Below are 20,894 nucleotides of genomic sequence, written 5' to 3' on the forward strand. Positions count from 1 at the left end.
CCGTAGCAAGCAGCGATGGCGCGCCCCCGCAAGGGGACGCGCCATCGCTGCTTTGGTGACCGTCAGGGCTTGTCGAAGCTGGGCTTGTCGAAGAAGGTCTCCACGACCCGCTCGGTCGCCTTGCCGTCCTGGGTGTACTGGTACTTGGCGTTGAACGCGGCGATCCGGTCGCGGTAGTCGGCCTCGAGCCGGTCCAGGTCGGACAGGGCCGCGACGACCTCCTCGGCGGTGTCGAGCATCGGCCCGGGGGCGGTGTCGGCGTAGTCGTAGAGGAAGCCGCGGATGCCGCCGGTGTAGTCGGACAGGTCGGGCACCAGGAACACCATCGGCCGCCCGGTGAGGGCGAAGTCGAAGCGCAGGCTGGAGTAGTCGAGCACCGCCGCGTCGGAGGCCAGGATCAGGTCGTTGATCTCCGGGTAGTCGGTGACGTCGATGATCCGGGCGGTGCGCTCGCTGCGCTCGCTGCCCTTGGAGTTGAACCGGTGACCGCGCAGCAGGATGACGTACTCGTCACCGAGGGCCTCGCTGGCCGCGACCACGTCGAGGTGCTCGACCATCTTCGCCGAGCGGTAGTTGAGGGCCAGGTGGTCCCGCCAGGTCGGCGCGTAGAGGACCACCTTCTGGTGGGAGCCGATGCCGAGCAGGTTGCGGGTACGCTCGCGGTCCTCCGCCGCCGACGGGAGCACCAGCGCGTCGTCGCGCGGGTAGCCCTCGCTGTGGATCGGGCCGTCGTAGGCGTACTCCTCGCGGTAGTAGCGGTCCATCTCCGGCGTCGGGGTCAGGATCAGGTCCCACCCGGCGGTCGTACGGTCGAGCTCGGCGTCGCAGCGCAGCGGCGAGAACATCTTCGCGCGCCACATCCGCAGGCCCATCGACTTGGCGGGGTAGCCGTGGAAGGTCTGCAGGAACCGCTGACCCTCCCGCTTGCGCCACCAGCGGTCGAAGTCGATGTTCTGCACGAGGTACTTCGCGGTGCCGATGACCCGGTACCACTCCGGGCTCTGCAGCACGACCGGGATGCCGCCCTCGGGCACCCGGGAGGCGTGGTCGGCGACGCCCCAGTAGAGGGTGAGGTCGGGCCGGGTGCGACGCAGGTGCTCGTGGATCGCGAGCTGGGAGTCGGTGGCGGTCGAGCCGGCGTAGGTCGAGAGATAGACCGCGGACTCGTCGAGCGGCTCCTCGGCCGCCAGCACGCGCTCGCGGGCGAGGTTGTGGGCGTAGCTGCCGGCGTGGTCGACGGGGATCGGCGGCTGCAGGGTGACTCCCGGGCCGTTGCCGTTGACCGGACGCAGCCGGACCTCGTCACTGGTCTGGAACTCGGCCTGGTGCTCGAGGAACGCGGTGGTGTGACGTACGTTGCCGCTGCGCTTGGCTCCGCAGGTGAGCTGGAACTGGTAGATGCCGCTGGGCAGGACGGACTCGCCCAGGCCCCACTCGTCCCAGCGCAGCGTGAAGACGACCTCGAACTCGGCGGCAGCGGTGTCGATCTTGACGGTCTCGCTGTGGCGCGAGCCGGAGAGGGTCAGCCGGGCGTGCTTCGGGATCGAGCTGAGCCACTCGCCCCGCACCGTGATCCGGCCGTCGCCGAGCTCGACGCGGTCGATCGCGACGGTGTCGGCGACCTCGATGATCTGGGCGTAGCCACGGCCGTCTCGCGAGGCCAGCACGCTGCCTCCGCGCTCGCCGGTCCACGGCGAGCCGATCGGGTCGGTCCAGACGATCCGGCCCGAGGTCCCGTCCTGGAGGGTGTCCAGCCGCCAGGCGGCGGGCGCCCCGGGCTCGACGGCACCGTGGGCGGGGAGGCTGAGGGTGACCTTGCCGTCCTTGACGGGCGCCTCGATGCGTACGCCGCCACCGATCGCCCGCACGGCCTGCGGCAGCTCGCCGGCGAGGGTCAGGGTGACGGTGCGGCCGTCGACCTCCGCCTTCTCCAGGGAGGTCGCCGTCGTCGGGACGGCGCGGAAGCTGAGCTGATCGAGGTAGCGGTCGCAGGCCACCGACAGGCCGGCGGAGGTGTGGACCCGCGGTCGGTAGCGCGTCGCCAGGTTGCCCGCCGGGCCGCGGGTGTCGATCTGGACCTCGCTGGTGGTGCGGACGACGCCGTCGACGCCGACAGTGACCTCGAGGTGCCAGCGCCCGGCGGTGAGCCGGGTCAGGTCGATCTCCGTGCGGCACCCGCCGGGGCGGTAGTCCTGGTACTTGTGACCGATGGTCATGTTGGCCTGCGGGTCGCGCCGCGGCGTGACGGTCAGGTCGATCGGGTCGGGCAGCGCCGTGCCAGGATCGCTCGCGACGCCGTCCTCGTCGGCGGTGCTGACGAAGTCCGGCACCAGACGGGCGGTGAAGAACGGGGTCGTCTCGGCGAGGTCGACGAGCTCGATCCACGCCACCAGGTCGACCGCGACCCGGTCGGAGTCGAGAGGGCGTACGTCCCGCACCAGCACCCGCGCCGGCGTCTCGTGCTCGTTGAGCGTGGTCACGGCCTCGGGCAGGTCCGTGTCGGGAAAGATCCCGCGCACCTGGCCGCCGACGACCCGGGTGCGCAGGTTGCCGCGCTCGAACCAGCGCGACGCGACGAACGCGGTCAGCTCCTCGCGCCGGTCGGCGATGAGGTAGGTCAGACGGGCCCGCACCTCGACCGGGAGCTTGAGCCACACCTCCGGGGAGACGTCGCGCTCGATCTCGACGACGAGGTCGCGCAGGGCGGTCCACTGCTCGGCGCTCATCCGCTCGACGTCGCCAAGGATGGTGTTGGCGCGGCCGGCGAGCCCGCCGAGCGCCCAGTGGTCGCGCAGGTCGGAGGCCAGCTCGCCGATCGCGATCCAGGTGGAGCGGGTCTGCGCGATCCACTCCTCCATCCCGAGGGTCTGGTCGTGGAGCTGCTCGACCGGGGTGCCATCGGCGCGGTCCATGTCGACGCACACCGGCGCCGTGACCACGTCGAAGCGGTTGGCCTTCAGGTAGCCGTCGAAACCGACCGCGTCGGCGCCGCCGCGGCCGCCGAAGCTGAAGCCGTTCCGGCGCCAGAACGAGGTGCGGAAGAGCCGGTTGCTCACCCCGACATCGCTCAGCGCCACCGGGAACTCGTCGAGGGTGAGGCTGGAGCGGTTCTCGGCATGCACGAGGTCGTAGGCCGGCACCACCGGCGGGGAGAGCCGCTGGCGGCTCTCGATGCGACCGACCGCGAGATCGGAGCCGCTCTCCTCCAGGGAGGTCACCAGCGTACGCATCGCGTTCTGGGTGAGGAGGTCGGCGGCGAGCAGGAAGCACACGTAGGCTCCGCGTGCCGCACGACCACCGCGGTCGCGGGCCTCTGCCTGGGTCGCGGAGCTGTCCAGCAGCCGCAGGCGGTAGTCGTCGGGGAGGTCGGCGAGGATCTGGTCGCTCACCACGCTGGCCTCGCCGTAGGGCGCGATGAGGATCTCGAGGGTCGTGTGGGTCTGCTCGCGCACGGAGAGCAGCGACTCGGCCAGATACTGCTTGTCCTGGTCGGTCACCGTGACCACGACCGAGACGAGCGGGCCGCGCTCGTGGCCGAGAACGCGATGCCCGGCGTCACGAGCCAGTCGACGGACACCCTGAGGCATCCTTCGTTCGGCGCGACGCAAGACGTCGACGATTCCCTGACCCATGCACATTCCCTCTCGGTCCGAGGGCGTCCCGGATGACGCGCCCGCGAATCTGATCGAACTCAGAGGTTACAGGCGAACGAACTGTCTCCCGCACTCCGGCCGATACCCCTCGGGGAACCTTCGCGGCGGAGTGTGCCGATCGACACCACGATGTCGCCCGGCAGACGTACGGTGCTCAGGGACACCGCCGCACCGGGTCTGTCGCCCCGGTCAGGGTCGGCTGCCATCAGGTCCACGATATCGGCGACGCCGCGGCCGGTGAGCTTCACGACGCACTCCGCCCGGGTCCATCGCTCCCAGAACCCGTCGGTGCCGAACCGCTTCGCGAGGGCCGCCGGGACCGTACGCTCCACCTCGGCGTCGACCGCCACCGGGACGTCGTAGGAGCCCGCCCAGGCGACCACCCGCCCGTCGTGGAGGTGGCTGCGGGCGCGATAGCCGGCGAGCTCGGCATCGCTGCCGACGCGGAGCCGGGACATCAGATCGAGCCGCCTCCGTCGATGACGATCGCCTGACCGTTGATGTTGGTCTGCTCGAGCAGCAGCATCCGCACGGTCGGCACGACATCCTCGGGTGTGGTCATCGCACCCGAGGGCGTACGCCGTGCGATCGACTCGAGCTGGTTCGCACCGAGCACCGCGGACATCTCGGAGGCGAAGAACCCGGGAGCGACCGAGTTGACCAGCACCCGGCCACCGAGCTCACGGGCCAGCGAGCGGGTCGCCGCGTCGAGTCCTCCCTTGGTGGCCGAGTAGGCCACCAGGCCCTGGTAGCCGCGCTGCCCACAGATCGAGGTCACGTTGACGACCCGGCCCTTCAAACCCTTGCCGATCAGGCGCCGCAGCACGAACCGGGTCAGCACCAGGGGCGCGGTCAGGTTGGTCTCGATGATCTGCGCGATCCGGTCCGACGAGGTGTGCACGTGCAGCGAGTCCTGCCCGATCGCGGCGTTGTTGACCAGGCCGTCGATGACGCCGAGCCTGGCCTCGACCTCCTTGACGAACGTCTGGGCGGCCTTCTCGTCGGTCACGTCGACCGAGCCGAAGTGGGTGGCGTCGGGGTGTTTCGCGGCGAGCGCCTCGAGCTCGGGCGTCACCGTGCGTGCGAAGGCCGCGACCTTCACGCCGCGATCGAGCAGGTCGGCGACGATCGCGAGGCCGAGGCCGCGCGAGGCACCGGAGACCAGAACCACGGAGGCGGGCGGAACAGGTAGAGAATCAGACATCGCTCTTCAGGGTCTCCTTGGCCGGGATCTCGGCAAGCATCTTGATGCGCCGCGGCACGGCGTACTCGGGCAGCCGCTCGGCGGCCCAACGGGTCAGGTCGTCGGCGGTCACGCCCGAGTCCTGGTCGGCGACCACGTCGGCGACGACCATGGTGCCGACCAGCGGTGCCTTCCGGCCGCGTACGGCCGCCCAGGCGATCGCGGGGTGGGACTGCAGCAGGTCGCGTACGGCACCGGCCGACACCTTGGAGCCGCCGACGTTGAGCTCGTCGCGGTCCAGGCGACCGGTGACCAGCACCCGGCCGTCCTCGATGCGGGCGGCATCACCGGTGCGGACGGCCCCGGCCAGCTCCGCGCCCGAGGCGTCGGTGCCGTGGTGCGGCGAGGTGATCACCAGCTCGCCGTCGACCACCGACAGCCGCGGGCGGCCGGGGACGTCGCGGTCCAGCCACTCCACCGGGAACCCGGCCCGGCCGTCGTGGACGACGATCGAGGCGCCCACCTCGGAGGAGGCGTAGATCCAGGAGACGCGCGCGTCCGGGAAGGCCTCGCCGAGCTGCGTCAGCACCGCCTGGTCGACCGGTTCACCACCGAGCGTGACCTGCTCGAGCGGCAGCTTCCGCAGCTCGGCGCCGTGGCGCATCAAGGTACGCCGCCAGAACGTCGGGGTCCCGGAGACTGCCGTGACGCCGTGCTCGAGCGCGGGCGCCACCCAGTCGTCCAGGTCGGCCGGGTCGACGAGCACCAGGTCCTGACCGGGCACGCCCAGGCCGAGGGTGACCACCTGCCACCATGCGTAGGTGCCGGGCGAGTAGGGGCACAGCCAGGTGCGCGGCGCCAGATCGCCGGTCACCGTCGAGAGCGACTCCAGGGTGTGACCGACCCGCTTGGGCCGACCGGTCGACCCGGAGGTGAGCAGCCAGACCCGGCCGTCCTCGGCGGCACGGGGATCGGTCGCGTCCTGCACGCCGTCGCCGGCGACGAGGTCGAACCCGGCCCCGCGCAGCTCCGAGGCGAGGGCCTCGTCGAGCCGTCCGGCGGCGACGACGAGCAGCTCGCCGCCGTCCTTCAGACCGGCGACCGCCGGCAGCGCATCGACGCTGTGCTCCACCGCGCGGGCCGTAGGCACCGACCGTGGCGCGGCCTGCTGCTGGGCGAGCTCACCCCAGGTCGCTCGCTTCCCCGTCCGGGCATCGACGACGAGGTTGTCGGCGATCACTGACCCTGGATCTCCACGAGCAGGTCCAGCACGTCACCGATCGTCTCGATCGAGCGAAGTCCGGCCGCCTCGAAGTTGAGCTCGTCGCCGATCTCGTCCTCGACCCGGAGCGCGAGCTCGGAGAAGTCGAGGGAGCGGAAGCCGATGTCGGCCAGCTTCGCGGTGTCGTCAGCGGGCAGGGTCTTTCCCTGCACGGCCAGCACCTCGCCCATGAGCTTGCGGACCGCCGGTCGGTCAAGAGTCTCCATGGCCTCGGACCATATAACGTGAGGGCGCATCCCATGACGTCCGAGGAGACCGATGTTACGACCGGCGACCGACGCCGACCTGCCGAGCATGCTGGCATGGCGCAACCAGGAGGCGAACCGGTCGGTGAGCATCAACCAGCATCTGATCACCGCCGAGGAGCACGCCGCCTGGTGGTCCCGGGTCGCCGAGGATCCGACCCGGCGGGTGCTGATGTTCGAGTACGCCGACCGCCCCCTCGGCGTGGTGACCTTCTTCGACCACGATCCCGCCGCCAGGTCGGCCTCCTGGGGCTTCTATCTCGACCACGACGGCACCACCGCCGACGGCACCGCGCTGCTGGCGTGGACCAAGGTGATGCGCGAGGCCGTGGCGTACGCCTTCGCCCCTGAGCCCGACGGGCTCGACATCGACCTCCTCGAGGGCGAGGTGCTCCCCCACAACGAATCCGTACGCGCCATGAACCGCCGGCTCGGGTTCACCGAGGGCGAGCCCTACGAGCAGACCACCGACGACGGCGTGGTGACTGCCATCCCGGTCAGCCTGCACCGCGACGACCGACCGACCCGACGTTCCGGCAAGGAGCAGTGATGACCCAGCACGAGATCACCGTCGGGGACCGCGCGATCGGCCCCGGCCACGAGCCGTTCGTGATCGCGGAGATGTCCGGCAACCACGGTGGCGACCTGGAGCGGGCGCTCGACATCGTGCGCGCCGCGGGCGAGGCCGGCGCGCACGCGCTCAAGATCCAGACCTACACCGCCGACACGATCACCCTGGACGTCGACACCCCCGCCTTCCGGCTCTCGGCCGACCACCCGCTGTGGCCCAACCGCCGACTGCACGAGCTCTACGAGGAGGCGCACACTCCGTGGGAGTGGCACGAGCCGATCTTCTCGCTGGCCGGCGAGCTCGGGATGGTGCCGTTCAGCGCCGCGTTCGACCCGACCGCGGTCGACTTCCTGGTCGGGCTCGGCGTCCCGATGCTGAAGTCGGCCTCCTCCGAGATCACCGACCTGCCGCTGGTCCGCGCGATCGCCGAGGCCGGGCTGCCGATGATCATCTCCACCGGCACCGCGACGCTCGCCGAGATCGATGCGGCGGTGCGTACGGCACGGGCGACCGGCAACGACGACCTCGTCGTGCTGGCGTGCACCGCGTCCTACCCGGCTCCTCCGGAGGCCTCCAACCTCCGCGGGATCCCGGTGCTTCGTGACGGGCTCGACGTCGCCGTCGGCCTCTCCGACCACACTCTGGGCATCGGCGCCTCGGTCGCCGCCGTCGCCCTCGGCGCCTGCGTGATCGAGAAGCACATCACGCTCTCGCGCGCGGACGGTGCCGTCGACTCCGACTTCTCCCTCGAGCCGGACGAGTTCGCCTCGCTCGTCCGCGAGACCAAGATCGCCTGGCAGGCGCTCGGCGAGGCCCGGATCGGGCCGAAGTCGGCCGAGCGCGAGGGCCTGCGATTCCGGCGCTCGCTCTTCGTCACCCGCGACGTGCGCGCCGGGGAGAAGGTCGGGCCGGACAACGTACGCTCCGTCCGCCCCGCCGACGGGCTGCCGCCGGGTGACGTCGACATCGTCTTCGGCCGCACCTTCACCCAGGACGCCCCGGCTGGAACACCGCTCAGCTGGGACCTCGTCTAGAGCCGAACGCGGTCTGGACCCGATCGCGGTCGAGGGCGAGGAACGCGTCGGCGACGCGCTCCGCCCCTCGGCCGTCGACCATGGCCCAGCAGGCGGCGCGAAGCCTCTCCCGCAGACGTACGTCGCCCAGCAGGTCACGCATCCGGGCCACGGCGTTCGCGGAGTCGCCGTCGAGCTCGGCCAGGGTGGCGATCCCGACGGCCAGCCGGTCCTGGTCCATCCGGACGTACGCGTCCTTCTGGTTGTCGGCGACGCAGACGAACCCAACCGCCGCGCCGAGGCAGAAGAGCTCCCAGGCCGAGGTGCCGGCGGCGCTGAGCACCACGTCAGCGTCGGCGACGAGCTCGGCCAGGGTGTCGGTCGGCCCGATCACGTGCACGGCCTGGCCCGGCGCGAGCTCGATGTCGGTGATCTCGGAGGCCAGCTCCGGGGTGGCGGCGATGGCGGTCAGCTCCACGGGGATCCCCGCTCGCGCGACCAGGCGCACGACGCGCGGCGCGACCCCGAAGGCGTCCGTCCCGCCGAAGAAGGCCAGCACTCGCGGCGGCGCGTGCTCGTCGTCGGCGGCCTTGGGCGCGCTCGGACGCTGCCGGACGATCTCACGTCGCTGCTGGGCGTAGCCGAGCCCACCGAGATGCCTGGACCCCTCGGGGAGCGCCCAGCTGGAGGCCTCCGCGCCGAGGTTCTGGTCCAGGTAGAGGTCGGCCACCCGTCCGCGCGGATCACCGTCGGTGAGCGCGAGCAGCGGCCAGCGATCCCGGATGTCGGTGTAGACCGCGGTCGGGAGGAGATAGGAGTCCACGACCACCGACGACGGCTCGAGCCGGGTGAGAACGTCGCGGACGTCGCCCGGTCCCGGCGACGCGATCTCGATCCCCCGGCGCCGCACCTGCTCCGCTGCCCATGGCACCCGGTCCAGCTCCGCGACCATCACGACACGTACGCCTCGGGCGACGAGCTCCTCCCCGAGAGCGAGGCAGCGCATGACGTGCCCGATCCCGACATCGGGACCGGCATCGCACACCATGGCCACGCACAGACCTTCGGCCTCGACCGATCCCACGGACATGTATGCGCAACCTCTCGGATTCGTCCGTTTCGACGGACGGCACGGCATGTGTCACCTTTTGCGCGCCGTGTCGTTGGCGCACCAGTGAGGCCCAGAGTAGAGAGCATCCCTGTGACCGTGCCCAATTCGGACGTTCAAGAGTCCGACGCCCCGATCAACCATCCTCTCGATGGCGCCAGCATCCTGGTCACCGGCGGGACCGGCTCGTTCGGGAAGGCGTTCATCCGCCACCTCCTGGACACCTTCAACCCGCGCCGCGTGATCGTCTTCTCGCGCGATGAGCTGAAGCAGTACGAGTGCCGCCAGCTGTTCGGCAACGACCCGAGGCTCCGCTGGTTCATCGGAGACATCCGCGACCGCGACCGCCTGCACCGGGCGCTCCACGGCGTCGACTACGTCGTCCACGCCGCTGCGCTCAAGCAGGTCGACACCGGGGAGTACAACCCCTTCGAGTTCATCAAGACCAACGTCCTGGGCTCGCAGAACGTCGTCGAGGCCTCGATCGACGCGGGCGTCAAGAAGGTCGTCGCCCTCTCGACGGACAAGGCCTCCTCGCCGATCAACCTCTACGGCGCGACCAAGCTGACGGCCGACAAGATCTTCATCCTCGGCAACAACTACGCCTCCTCCTACGAGACCCGGTTCTCCGTGGTGCGCTACGGCAACGTGACCGGCTCGCGCGGTTCGATCATCCCGAAGTGGAAGGCGATGGCCGAGCGCGGTGAGGCGCTCGGCATCACCGACATGCGGTGCACCCGGTTCCTGATCACGCTGCCGCAGGCCGTGCAGATGGTGCTCGACACCTTCGAGATCATGCAGGGCGGCGAGCTGCTCGTCCCCCACATCCCCTCCCACAAGGTCGTCGACCTGGCGGAGGCGGTCGCGCCGGGAGCGAAGCTTGTCGACATCGGGCTCCGCCCCGGCGAGAAGCTCCACGAGGAGATGATCAGCCCGGAGGAGGGCCGCCGCGCGGTGAGCATCCGCGACGGGAAGTACTACGTGATCGAGCCCGAGAACCCGCAGTGGGGCTACAAGCCGATCATGGACGCCGTACCGGTCCCCGACGGCTTCCACTGCGCCTCGGACAAGAACGACATCTGGTACGACGCCGAGGACCTCCGCAGGGTTCTGGAGTCGGGGATCTGAGCATGCTGCCTTACGGCCGCCAGTCGGTCTCCGAGGAGGACATCGAGGCAGTCACGGCGATCCTGCGCGGCGACTGGCTCACCACCGGGCCCACCGTCGCCGCGTTCGAGCAGGCGCTCTCCGACCTGGTCGGTGGGCACCGGGCGGTCTCGTGCACCTCCGGCACCGCTGCCCTCCACATCGCCTATGCCGCTGCCGGGGTGGGTGCCGGTGACGAGGTCGTCACCACGCCGATGACGTTCGTCGCGACCGCGTCGGGGGCCTCGCTGCTCGGCGCGAAGGTCGTTTTCGCCGACATCGAGGAGGACACCGCCCTCCTCGACCCGGCCGCCGTCGACGCCCTCGTCACCGACCGCACCAAGGTGATCGCCGCCGTCGACTACGCGGGCCATCCGGCCGACTACGCCGCGCTGCAGCCGATCGCCGACCGGGTCGGCGCGCTGACCCTCGACGACGCGGCGCACTCGATCGGCGGGTTCTCGGGCGGCCGCCCGGTCGGCGACCTGGCCGACCTGACCACGCTCTCGTTCTTCCCGACCAAGAACCTCACCACCGCGGAGGGTGGCGCTGTCGTCGCCAAGGACGCCGCCATCGCGCAGCGGGCCCACGAGTTCCACTTCGTGGGGCTGATGCGTGACGCCGACCGGTTCCGGATCAAGGACGAGGGGCCGTGGCACCAGGAGGTCCACGAGTTCGGGCTCAACTACCGGCTCACCGACCTGCAGTGCGCCTTCGGGCTCTCCCAGCTCAACAGGCTTGCCGGGTTCAAGCAGCGCCGCGCGGAGATCACCGCGCGCTACAACGCCGCGCTCGCCGACGTCGACGGGCTGCGCCTGCCGGTCCAGCGCGAGGGCGTCGACCCGGCCTGGCACCTCTATCCGGTGCGCATCCTCGAGGACCGTCGGCGCGAGGTGTTCGAGAAGATGCGGGCGGCCGGCATCGGCGTACAGGTCAACTACATCCCGGTCTACTGGCACCCGGTCTATGCGGACCTGGGCTACCGGCGCGGGATGTGCCCCAACGCGGAGGCGTTCTACGCCGAGGAGCTCTCCCTGCCGCTGTACCCCGACCTGACCGACGACCAGGTCGACCAGGTCGTCGAGACGCTGATCGGAACCCTGTGAAGACCGCGGTCATCACCCAGGCACGCATGACCAGCACCCGCCTCCCCGGCAAGGTGCTTCGGGAGGCGGCGGGCATCACCATGCTCGAGCACCACCTCACCCGGCTCACCGCGGCCGGGCTCCCGGTGATCGTCGCGACGACCACCAATGTCGACGACGACCCGGTCGCCGTCCTGGCCGACAAGCTCGGCGCCGGCGTCGTCCGCGGCAGCGAGCCCGACGTGCTGTCGCGCTTCGCGCTGGCGGTGCGCGAGTTCGAGCCCGACGTCGTCGTCCGGGTGACCAGCGACTGCCCCCTGATCGACGGCGAGGTCGTACGCCGCGGCATCGACGCCTGGGTCGCCGCCGCCGATCCCGCGCTCTATGCCAGCAACGCCCTGGAGCGCACCTACCCGCGAGGGCTCGACTTCGAGGTCTTCTCCGCGGCGGCGCTGCTGGAGGCCGACCGGCTCGCGACCGAGACGCCCCACCGCGAGCACGTCACCCCGTGGCTCTACACCGACGACACCCGGCCCAAGCTCAACCTGCCGTGGGAGCGGGACGCCTCGGCGTACCGGATCACTCTCGACACCCCCGAGGACCTGCGGCTCCTGCAGATCCTCATCGAGGACCACGACGCCCACCGTCTCGACACCCGTGGTCTCGTCGCCCTCCTGGAGGACCGTCCCGAGCTGGTCGCGATCAACGCTCAGATCGAGCAGAAGAAGCTCGGCCAATAAGCCCCGCCCGGTAAGATCCGTGCCACGCGGGACGTCGCGCCGCACCCCATTCCAGCAGCGACACTTGGAGCGTTGCATGCAGAAGACTCTGATCGTCCATTCCGGCACTTTCAAGACCGGGAGCACGGCGATCCAGACCTTCCTCGCCCGCGCCAGCCGCGAGGGAAAGCTCCCTCCGCAGATCGCCTATCCCACGATCGGCCGAGGCACGCACAGCGTCCAGCACCAGAACCTCTACTCCCAGCTCCTGGGCGAGGTGCTCTTCACGCCCGCCCTCGGCACCTGGGAGCAGCTCGTCGAGTCGATCGCCTCGGGCAGCGCGGAGACCACCGTGATCTCGTGTGAGTCCTTCTCGCTGCTCAAGCCCGAGCACATCAGCGCGATCGGCGAGTACGCGCGCCAGGCGGGCGCGAAGGTCCGTTGGGTCCATTACGTACGCGACCAGGCCACGTTCTACAACGCCTTCTACGTCGAGCGGCTGATGGTGATGCGGCCGGAGCACGCCGAGCTCGTCGATCTCCCCTTCGAGGAGTTCCGCGAGTGGTCGCCGCTCGACATGAGCTTCCTGCGCTACGGAGAGTTCGCGGACACCATCACCACTGCCATCCCCGACGTCGACCTGCGGCTTCGCCCCTTCATCCGCAAGGAGCTGCGCCACGGCAACGCGGTCGCGGACTTCCTCAGCACGTGCGAGCTCCCGATCCAGGGCGAGGGAGCGGGGTCGACCAACGTCGGATCCGGCTGGCGTACGGTCGAGACCGCGCGCCACCTGGCTCCGATCGTGGCCGCCGCACCGATGCGCGGCCGGCTCCGAGGCGCCGACTCCTGGAAGGCCACCCGTCTGAAGTGGATCCAGATCCTTCGTGGCGAGTTCGTCACCAAGGCCACCCAGCTCGGCTGGAACAACACCAGCGCGGTCTACATGACCTCCGAGTTCCGGCAGGAGCTGCTCGAGGACTACCGCGACGACAACCTCCTCATCGGCAAGCTCGGCGGCTTCTCGTTCACCGACATGATCGAGCAGAGCAGCTTCCCCGACTACAACATCGGCGACTACTCCGAGATCCCCGGCGACGAGGTGATGGCGGTCGTGAAGCTGGTCATGCAGGGCCTGCACACGATGCCGGAGGAGATCCAGCAGGAGGTCGAGGACGCCCGCGCCCGTCGACGGGAGGCGGAGGCCTCACAGCGGGGCCGGCTCCGTCGCCTCCTGCGCCGCTGACCGAGGCGTGATCGGTCAGCGCAGATCGAACACGGAGTACAGCCCGCGCTTGAAGCGCGGCTGACCGAGCTCCCGGCGGATGCCGGGGAGGTCAGCGCGATAGCGGCGGTCGACGACAAGCCAGTCGACGCCGAACTCGTCACGCAACGTGCTGATCGTCTCCGGTGACGGACGCGTGATGGCCGCGTCGTTGGCCTCGAGCAGCTCGGGGTCCCAGAACGGCAGGTAGGCCGAGTTGTTGAGGTCCGTGGACGGCAGCCCGACGACCAGCGGGTCGATGTAGGCCCACCCTTCCACCAGCACCCGACGTTCGGCGTACGCCGCGATCCAGAAGTTCCTGCGGTCGCAGTCGGGCACGGGCAGCCCGATGCAGTGGGCGTTGGTCGCGATCAGCTCGTCCGGCTGTGAGTGCGCGCGGACGAACCGGGCGGCGGCGATTCCGCCCGGGCCGATGATGTCCGTGGGAGCACCTCGGGGAATCGAGGGGCCGGCGACCGCGAGAGCGACGGTCTGCGGAGCGCCGGCGACCACGACGCCGAGCATCAACGCCGCGACGGCCGGGAGCGCCGCGATCGCCGAGCGCCGGGCGTAGACGAGCACGATGACGACGGCGACGGCGAGCACCAGCAGCCCGACGACGAGCTGGGTCAGCAACGTCGAGGTGAAGACCGAGCCGTTCGCCGGCATCTCGTCGCCCACCAACAGTCTCGCCGCCACGAGCGCGAGCCAGCCGAGCGCGGCGCAGCCGACGATCCGGACGCCGTCGCGCCGCGACAGGCGGCCGGGGTTGATGTCCGACAGCGCGACAGCCGTCGCGACGGCGAAGAACCCGCTGGCTCCCAGGAGGAAGTAGGCCTGGCTCAGCGCCGGATGGCTCAGGACCATGAACGCGCCGGCTGCAGCGGCCCAGGGACCGACCAGGAACACGAACTCGGGCCGTCGCCAGCCGCCACGCAGCAGGCCGACGATCAGCGGCACCGTGACGAGGACGAAGCCGACGGTGAAGGAGATCCAGATCGACACCGGCGCGGATCCGGGGAGGGTCTCCCCCTCCGGCAGCATCAGGATGCCCAGTCGCTGAATGGTGCTTCCGTTGAGATCGATCGTCGTCGCCCGGGTGCCGCCTCCGTAGAACACCTGCTGCGCGACCAGGAAGACGACGACGGCCGAGCCGAGCAGGGCGCCCAGGGTGAGAACCGTCTGCTTGCGGCGCAGCACGGCCGAGATCACGAGTGCCAGGAGCAGGCCCGCGATGATCGTCGGCAGGGCAGACGACTTCGCCCCGGCCACAGCGACCATGACGAGGATCATCAGCGGCCACACCGGCCATCGCCGCTGCTCGCCCCGGATCACCTCGACGACCAGCACCATCAGGACCATCTGGAGCGGCATCACGAGGGCGTGCGTCGGGCTGTTGAACATACGGACGACGGAGTCGAAGGCCAGCTGCGCGGGACTGACCAGGCTCGTCCAGCCGAAGAAGTCGGGGGTCGCTCCCGTGATGAGGACGAGAGCGGCGACGAAGCCGGGCCATGCCCGTCCGGTGAGACGGGTGGCCGCTGCGTACGCTCCGGCGACCGCGAGCACGACCAGCAGCACCATCGACAGGCTGCGCAGGAGCACGACGAGCTCGAGGTGGGTGACCGTCGCCGCCGAGGCGAGGTGGACGTAGACCAGCCAGTGGTAGAAGAGCGGGGTGCCGTCCACCCACGGCATCTGGGCCGGAAAGTGGTGCAGCAGGTCGCCGGCGATCGCGAGGTGGAACGGCTCGTCGACGTAGGGCGATCGCAACGCGTCGATCGGCCGGTGAGACCACACCCGCTTCGCGACCAGCAGGAGCTGTACGCACACCACCGCCGCGCCCGCCCACGACCACAGGCTCGCCCGACCGATCACCAAGGGCGCGATCCGCCGGCGACGCCAGACGACGACCGCCGCACCCACGAGCACCGCGACGGGGTAGGCGTAGATCAACTGGGTGAGATCGAACAGCCGCAGCAGAAGATAGAGCGGCAGCTCGAGGACGAGCCCGAGGATGGTGCCGAGCACCAGGTCGTTGCCGATCGTCGGTCCCGGTTTCGCGACCGTACGCCACACCACGGTCCCCGGGAAGGTGAGGAACGCCAGGACGTAGCCGGTGAAGAGCAGCGCGTCACCGAGTCCGACCCCGGCGACACGCACCGCGAGAACGAGCGTCACGCCCACGGCCAGCGCGCCTGGGAGGAGTCCCGACCAGGACCCGCCGGAGATCGAGAACATGCGGTCCGAGGAAGGCTTCGCGTCGGGCGCGGCGCCCACGGTTGCCTGGTCTGCAGTCACCCGGGAGATCATGCCAACAAAACGCCTACACGGAGTACACCGAACCCCCTCCGAATGCGCTATTTTCCTTGCAATGTCCCCCACCCACACCGTCTCCGTCGTCATCCCGGTCTACCGCGGTGCCGAGACGCTTCCGGACGTGGTGAGCGAGGTCGTCGACCTCGCCGAACCGTTCGTCACCCCGAACGGGCACCAGGGACGTGTCACCGAGATCCTCCTGGTCCACGACCATGGCCCGGACACCTCTGACCTCGCCATGCGACAGCTCGCGGAGAAGTACGACATCGTTCGCCCGATCTGGCTGAGCCGCAACTTCGGCCAGCACGCCGCGACCCTCGCCGGCCTGGCCTCGTCCGGATCCGACTGGATCGTCACGATGGACGAGGACGGCCAGCACGACCCGGCCTACATCGGGCCGATGCTCGACACGGCCCTCAGGGAGCGCGCCGCCCTCGTCTATGCCCGCCCGACCAACGCGGCGCCCCACGGCCCGCTGCGCAACCTGACCTCGCGCGGCTCGAAGGTGGTCATCGACCGCCTCATGCCCGGTGGCAGCGCCCGGCAGTTCAACAGCTTCCGGCTGATCCTGGGCGAGTACGGCCGGAGCGTCTCCGCCTACGCCGCCAACGGCGTCTACCTCGACGTCGCGCTGAGCTGGGTGATCTCGGACGTGGCCACGTGCCCGGTGGAGCTGCGCGAGGAGGGTGAGCGGCCCTCCGGCTACAACTACCGCTCCTTGATGTCGCACTTCTGGCGGATGGTGCTCACCGGCGGCACCCGCCTGCTGCGGGCGGTCAGCATCTGCGGAGCCCTGCTCGCCGCCTCCGGCGTCGTCCTCGCGGTCGTGCTGGTCGTCGCCCGTCTCGCCGGCGGGGTCCCGGTGCAGGGCTGGACCTCGTTGATGGCGGCCGTGCTGGTCTGCTCCGGCGCCATCATGCTCACCCTGGGAGTGATCGCCGAATACCTCGGCGTCTCCGTCAACATGGCGATGGGCAAGCCGCTCTACGTCATCGTCAGCGACCCCGCGAACGGCCCGCTTCGCGAGTCACCCCAGCCGGGTCATCCCGAGTGACCGGCGCTCAGCGCCCGTCCCGCCCGCCCACGCTCGTCGTCGGCAGCGGCGGTCTGCTCGGCCGCCACGTACGCAGCACGCTCGAGCGCTCCGGTGCGTCCGTGCGGACGACGAGCGTGCCCTGGCACGACCCGGTCGCCGCCCGCGCCGTCCTGAGGTCCGAGCTCGCCGCCTTCGTCGACTCCTCGCCGGACGGCCGCGTCAACATCGCCTGGTGCGCCGGCGCGGGCGTGGTGTCCACCCCGGCAGACGAGCTCGAGACCGAGGTGTCGCTCTTCCGCGACGTACTCGATGACCTGCGTGCAGCCCTGCGCCCGACCACCCGGCTCGCGTTCTTCTTCGCCTCCTCCGTCGGTGGCGTCTACGCCGGTTCGGCCGATCCCCCGTTCACCGAGCTCTCCGAGCCTCGTCCACTGGTGGCGTACGGCAGGGCCAAGCTGGCCATGGAGGAAGCCCTGACCGCATTCTGCGCCGAGACCGGATCGGTGGCGCTTCTCGGGCGAATCACCAACCTCTACGGGCCCGGCCAGAAGCTCTCCAAGCCCCAGGGCCTCGTCTCTCAGCTGTGTCTGGCCCAGCTGCGCGGCACGCCGCTGCCGGTCTGGGTCTCCTTCGACACCATCCGGGACTATCTCTACGTCGGCGACTGCGCCGAGATGGTCGTCGACGCCCTCGACGGGCTCCACGAGCACGTCCGCGGTGCCGGGTCGAACGCCGTCGTCAAGATCCTGGCCACCGGCACCGGAGCGACCCTCTCGGCCGTCATCGGCGAGACCAACCGGGTCTTCCGGCGGCGGTCGAGACTGCGCATCCCGGGTGCCGGCACGCCCGGCCAGGCACGCGACCTGCGGGTCCGCAGCGTCGTCTGGCCGGAGCTCGACAAACGGACCCAAACGCCGTTCTCCGTCGGCGTGCGTCGCATCGCCGATGAGATCGCACTGGCCTACGCTGCTGGTACCTCCGCCCCCATCCACAAACATCAGTCGACGCACGTGAGCGAGATCTCGATCCGATGACCGAAACGGACATACTGCTGGGCACCACGACGGGAGGCTCTCCCTCGATCGCCCAGAGCGACTACTGGTGGTACCGAGCGCGCACCCAGATCCTCGAGACCGTCATGAAGCCGTACGTCGGGACCCCCCGCCGCCTCCTCGACGTCGGCAGCGCCGACGGGCCCAGCGTCACCTGGCTCGAGGGCACCGCCGAGCATCACGTCTCGCTGGACGTCGACCCACGTGGCCTCGCCGACGGCGGCGTGTGCGGCTCCGCGATCCGGCTCCCGTTCGCCGACGGCTCCTTCGACGTGGTCGCCGCCTTCGACGTCATCGAGCACTGCGACCCCGAAGCCGCCGCCCTCGCCGAGATCGAGCGCGTCCTCGCCCCCGGTGGCCGCTTCCTGATGTCGGTCCCGGCGTACAACTGGGCCTGGACCCGCCACGACGACCACAACCATCACTATCGGCGCTACACCCTGCGGCGGGCGGTGGCGGCGGTCAGGGCGGCCGGGCTCTCGCCGGTGCGAGCGACGTACGGCTTCACGGGCACGTTTCCGATGTTCGCCGCTCAACGCCTGGTCACCCGGGTCAAGGAGCGCGGCCCGGCCAGCGCCCAGCAGCTCCCCGACGGCGGCGTCGCACCGCTCCCCGAGGTCTCGCCCGCGATCGAGAAGGTCCTGCTCGGCGCCACCCGCATCGACCAGCGGCTGCTGCCCAGACTCGATCTGCCGTTCGGGTCCTCGGTGCTGGTCGCCGCGGTCAAGGTCGAAGGAGACTGACGACGTGGACACGAGCAATCACTGGTACGGACACGCCCACATCCTCTCGGAGTACTGCGGACTCCCGTTCGAGCAGCCGCGCCCGATCTGGGGCGTGCTCCAGCACGGCTGGAACCTCCTTCACGGGTTCGGCCCGGGCCACGAGCCGCCGTACGGCTTCCCCAAGTTCGTCTGGTCCCACGCGAACCTGCGCCGCGGCCAGGCCGTCGGCTGGCGCGACTATGCCGTGATCGGCGCTCCGTGGAACTACCTGCTCGACCTCAAGAAGGACGTCGAGCCCATACCCCCGGCCGACGAGCGCGAGGGAACGATCTTCTACCCGTTCCACACCTGGGACCACGGTGAGGTCAGCGGCGATCACGACCGGTTGATCGCGGAGATCCGGGACACCGAGGAAGGTCCGGTGACCGTCTGCCTCTATTGGATCGAGTACGACATGCCGGAGATCCGTCGCCGCTATGAGGACGCCGGCTTCCGGGTCATCTGTCACGGCAAGCGAGGCACGCTGCGTCAGGGCACCGACATCCGCTTCCTCCACAAGCAGTACGCGGAGCAGATCCGCCACCGCCGGGTCGCCTCGAACCGTCTGACCACGGCGATCTTCTACGGCGCCTCGGTCGGCTCCGAGGTCGCTGTCTACGGCGACCCGATGACCTTCGCCGACGTCAGGGACGCCAGCGTGAGAGACGGAAACGAGCAGGCCAAACGGTTGTTCCCCGAGTTCCACGGGGTGGAGACCGACGCAGAGGAAGTACGCGCCACGACCGTGCGCGAGCTCGGGCTGGATGCCATGGCGTCGCCCGCTGAGCTGCGCGCGCTCTTCGGATGGGAGATCACAGGATGAACGACATCGACACGGCTTCGACGGTCGCCGCCTACCGCGTCGTCTCGGGAGACATGTACGACTGGTCCGACATGGCCGGCGCCCGGGCGCTCCCGCGCGGACCGGTCCTGACCCGGTTCGCCGTTGCGACGGCGACCGGCGCCTCCCACCTGCTCGTCGTCGGCCCGCACGACCTCGACCTGCTCGACGCGGTCGTCGACGTCGCCGCGACCACGACCGTCGTCCTCCGCACCCACACCGACGCGGAGCTCGTCTCCGAGCGGTACGCCCACCGGGCTGTCGACGTCGTCTGCGGCGACCTGCGTGCCTGGACCCCCGATCAGCCCGCCGACGCCGTGCTCGCGCTGGACGGGTTCGGACGGGTCGCATCGATCGACGCCGACCCGGCGGACTGGCACGCGATCGCCGAGCACCTCACTGTGCTCGCGACAGGCGACTCGCGGCTGGCGCTGGTCGTCCCCAACCCGGGATCCCCGCTTGCACAGCTCAGGGCCGTCAACCCGGAGGCATCCAACGAGAACGCTGACTGGTCCTTCCCCGTCCATGACCGTGCGAACCCGCGAAGCCTCGCGGACGCGAGCGCACGGTTCCGCGGTCGCGGTCACACGCTGTGGCCAGACGTCGCCGCGCCGACCCTGGCCGCGGCTCCCGAAGCCTGTTCGGTGGCGCTCGCGGTCGCTCACGGCCGCCCCTCCGAGACCCCCACGCTGCGCGAGGTCCAGCCGGCACTGGGCCAGGCGCTGGACACGGTGGGTGCCGCGGGAGCCGCCGGCGGTTGGCTGGTCACCCGCGGCCTCGCCCCGATCTCGTCGGTCGTCGGTGTCGATCGGACCGGTGAGGAGACGTCCTGGACCGCCGCCGAGCGGTCCTGGCTGATCGAGGCCATGCACGACTCGGCACGCCGCGACGCGTCTGGCCTTCGCCAGCACGTACGCCGGCTGCGCGACGCGATCGCCGCCGCGCCCGAGCGCTGGTGCGGTCTTCAGGTCGACGAGATCGGCCTCGACGCCGGCCACGTCGTCCCGGTCCACGAGTCGACGGTGAAGCTCGGCGAGTCCGCCGACGAGATCCTCCTCGGGCTGCTGGACGAGCTCGCGGCGTACCTCTGCGCGACGGGGTGGCGCCACCCCTGGCCCGCCGGTCGCGGCAGGGAGGAGCTCACCATCCTGCTCGCGGCCACCATCGATGTCGCGGTCACTCCGGCGGACGTCCACCAGGTACGCCGTCGGCGAGAGTCCGCGCTCTCCGCGACCGGCATGACACCCGTGGTCGCGGGACGGCAGGCGCCGCAGGAGGCCGATCCGAGCGAGCTCCGGAAGCTGGCGGACGAGAACGAGGCGCTGCGCGGCCAGGTGACCTGGTTCAAGCAGCAGATGCGTCAGCGCCAGACGATGACCCACGAGGTACGCACGGCGGCCCGACGCGACGTCGCGGCACTGAACGATCGCATCAAGGAGCTGGAGGGCCAGCTGAGCGCGCGCCAGGCCCCGACCGTCAACCGGGTCGCCAAGCGCGCATCGTCCGTCCCCGGGAAGGCGCGCTCCGGCTTCGGCCGCGTGCCCGGGGCCCGGCGCGCGGCCCGCCTGCTCAGAAGGGTCCTCCGCGCGATCCGACGCGTGGCCAGGCGCTAGCGG

Annotated in this window: 18 protein-coding genes; 11 read left to right on the forward strand and 7 right to left on the reverse strand. The window is 70.4% G+C overall.

The annotated features are described in order from the left end of the window. Nucleotides 1–62 precede the first annotated feature (62 nt). The 5 genes from ABT304_RS05220 to ABT304_RS05240 are packed head-to-tail and all read right to left on the reverse strand — an operon-like array spanning nt 63 to nt 6,324. Nucleotides 63–3,632 (reverse strand): bifunctional glycosyltransferase/CDP-glycerol:glycerophosphate glycerophosphotransferase, encoded by a 3,570-nt coding sequence (locus ABT304_RS05220; RefSeq protein ID WP_350713643.1) that lies wholly within the window; start codon nt 3,630–3,632, stop codon nt 63–65. Between the two features lie 59 nt (nt 3,633–3,691). Further along, nucleotides 3,692–4,111, reverse strand: a complete 420-nt coding sequence (locus ABT304_RS05225) for a 4'-phosphopantetheinyl transferase family protein (protein ID WP_350713644.1) — start codon at nt 4,109–4,111, stop codon at nt 3,692–3,694. Next, the gene (locus ABT304_RS05230; protein WP_350713645.1) at nt 4,111–4,857 is read right to left on the reverse strand and encodes an SDR family NAD(P)-dependent oxidoreductase; all 747 of its coding nucleotides are present in this window, start codon (nt 4,855–4,857) and stop codon (nt 4,111–4,113) included. Before ABT304_RS05230 ends, ABT304_RS05225 begins: the two co-directional genes overlap by 1 nt. Beyond that, a complete protein-coding gene (locus tag ABT304_RS05235) occupies nt 4,850–6,076 on the reverse strand; it encodes an AMP-binding protein (RefSeq protein ID WP_350713646.1) in 1,227 nt (408 codons plus the stop codon). The genes ABT304_RS05230 and ABT304_RS05235 overlap by 8 nt, the downstream gene beginning before the upstream one ends. Next, nucleotides 6,073–6,324, reverse strand: coding sequence for a phosphopantetheine-binding protein (locus tag ABT304_RS05240; protein WP_008354901.1), 252 nt, complete (start codon nt 6,322–6,324; stop codon nt 6,073–6,075). The genes ABT304_RS05235 and ABT304_RS05240 overlap by 4 nt, the downstream gene beginning before the upstream one ends. 52 nt (nt 6,325–6,376) lie before the next feature. Here ABT304_RS05240 and ABT304_RS05245 point away from each other — a divergent pair, with 52 nt between their 5' ends. Further along, nucleotides 6,377–6,913, forward strand: coding sequence for a GNAT family N-acetyltransferase (locus tag ABT304_RS05245; protein WP_350713647.1), 537 nt, complete (start codon nt 6,377–6,379; stop codon nt 6,911–6,913). Continuing rightward, on the forward strand, nt 6,913–7,968 hold the full coding sequence (gene pseI / locus ABT304_RS05250) for a pseudaminic acid synthase (protein ID WP_350713648.1): 1,056 nt from the start codon (nt 6,913–6,915) through the stop codon (nt 7,966–7,968). Before ABT304_RS05245 ends, pseI begins: the two co-directional genes overlap by 1 nt. On the opposite strand, the gene ABT304_RS05255 is transcribed toward pseI, so the two are convergent. After that, complete coding sequence (locus ABT304_RS05255) at nt 7,949–9,037, reverse strand: PseG/SpsG family protein (RefSeq protein ID WP_350713649.1); 1,089 nt, start codon at nt 9,035–9,037, stop codon at nt 7,949–7,951. The genes pseI and ABT304_RS05255 overlap by 20 nt on opposite strands. Nucleotides 9,038–9,148: 111 nt before the next feature. Here ABT304_RS05255 and pseB point away from each other — a divergent pair, with 111 nt between their 5' ends. The 4 genes from pseB to ABT304_RS05275 all read left to right on the forward strand — a co-directional run bounded on the left by pseB (nt 9,149) and on the right by ABT304_RS05275 (nt 13,248). Then, complete coding sequence (gene pseB / locus ABT304_RS05260; RefSeq protein WP_350713650.1) at nt 9,149–10,183, forward strand: UDP-N-acetylglucosamine 4,6-dehydratase (inverting); 1,035 nt, start codon at nt 9,149–9,151, stop codon at nt 10,181–10,183. 2 nt (nt 10,184–10,185) lie between these two features. Then, the gene (pseC, locus tag ABT304_RS05265; protein ID WP_350713651.1) at nt 10,186–11,307 is read left to right on the forward strand and encodes a UDP-4-amino-4,6-dideoxy-N-acetyl-beta-L-altrosamine transaminase; all 1,122 of its coding nucleotides are present in this window, start codon (nt 10,186–10,188) and stop codon (nt 11,305–11,307) included. Then, on the forward strand, nt 11,304–12,026 hold the full coding sequence (locus tag ABT304_RS05270; protein WP_350713652.1) for a cytidylyltransferase domain-containing protein: 723 nt from the start codon (nt 11,304–11,306) through the stop codon (nt 12,024–12,026). Before pseC ends, ABT304_RS05270 begins: the two co-directional genes overlap by 4 nt. Nucleotides 12,027–12,102: 76 nt before the next feature. Then, complete coding sequence (locus ABT304_RS05275) at nt 12,103–13,248, forward strand: hypothetical protein (RefSeq protein ID WP_350713653.1); 1,146 nt, start codon at nt 12,103–12,105, stop codon at nt 13,246–13,248. Between the two features lie 15 nt (nt 13,249–13,263). Here the strand turns inward: ABT304_RS05275 and ABT304_RS05280 are convergent, their stop codons facing one another. Continuing rightward, entirely contained in the window at nt 13,264–15,567 is a 2,304-nt protein-coding gene (locus tag ABT304_RS05280; RefSeq protein WP_350713654.1) for a hypothetical protein, read from the reverse strand. Between the two features lie 73 nt (nt 15,568–15,640). Here ABT304_RS05280 and ABT304_RS05285 point away from each other — a divergent pair, with 73 nt between their 5' ends. The 5 genes from ABT304_RS05285 to ABT304_RS05305 are packed head-to-tail and all read left to right on the forward strand — an operon-like array spanning nt 15,641 to nt 20,891. After that, complete coding sequence (locus ABT304_RS05285) at nt 15,641–16,639, forward strand: glycosyltransferase (protein WP_160026389.1); 999 nt, start codon at nt 15,641–15,643, stop codon at nt 16,637–16,639. Continuing rightward, nucleotides 16,636–17,655: an NAD-dependent epimerase/dehydratase family protein gene (locus ABT304_RS05290; RefSeq protein WP_350713655.1), complete on the forward strand. Its 1,020-nt coding sequence runs from the start codon at nt 16,636–16,638 to the stop codon at nt 17,653–17,655. The genes ABT304_RS05285 and ABT304_RS05290 overlap by 4 nt, the downstream gene beginning before the upstream one ends. Then, a complete protein-coding gene (locus tag ABT304_RS05295) occupies nt 17,652–18,416 on the forward strand; it encodes a class I SAM-dependent methyltransferase (protein WP_350713656.1) in 765 nt (254 codons plus the stop codon). Before ABT304_RS05290 ends, ABT304_RS05295 begins: the two co-directional genes overlap by 4 nt. A 4-nt stretch (nt 18,417–18,420) precedes the next feature. Beyond that, a complete protein-coding gene (locus tag ABT304_RS05300; protein ID WP_350713657.1) occupies nt 18,421–19,260 on the forward strand; it encodes a hypothetical protein in 840 nt (279 codons plus the stop codon). Beyond that, nucleotides 19,257–20,891: a hypothetical protein gene (locus ABT304_RS05305; protein WP_350713658.1), complete on the forward strand. Its 1,635-nt coding sequence runs from the start codon at nt 19,257–19,259 to the stop codon at nt 20,889–20,891. Before ABT304_RS05300 ends, ABT304_RS05305 begins: the two co-directional genes overlap by 4 nt. Nucleotides 20,892–20,894: the final 3 nt, after the last annotated feature.

Source organism: Nocardioides sp. NPDC000445 (genome assembly GCF_040300245.1).
In the GTDB taxonomy this organism is placed as follows: domain Bacteria; phylum Actinomycetota; class Actinomycetes; order Propionibacteriales; family Nocardioidaceae; genus Nocardioides.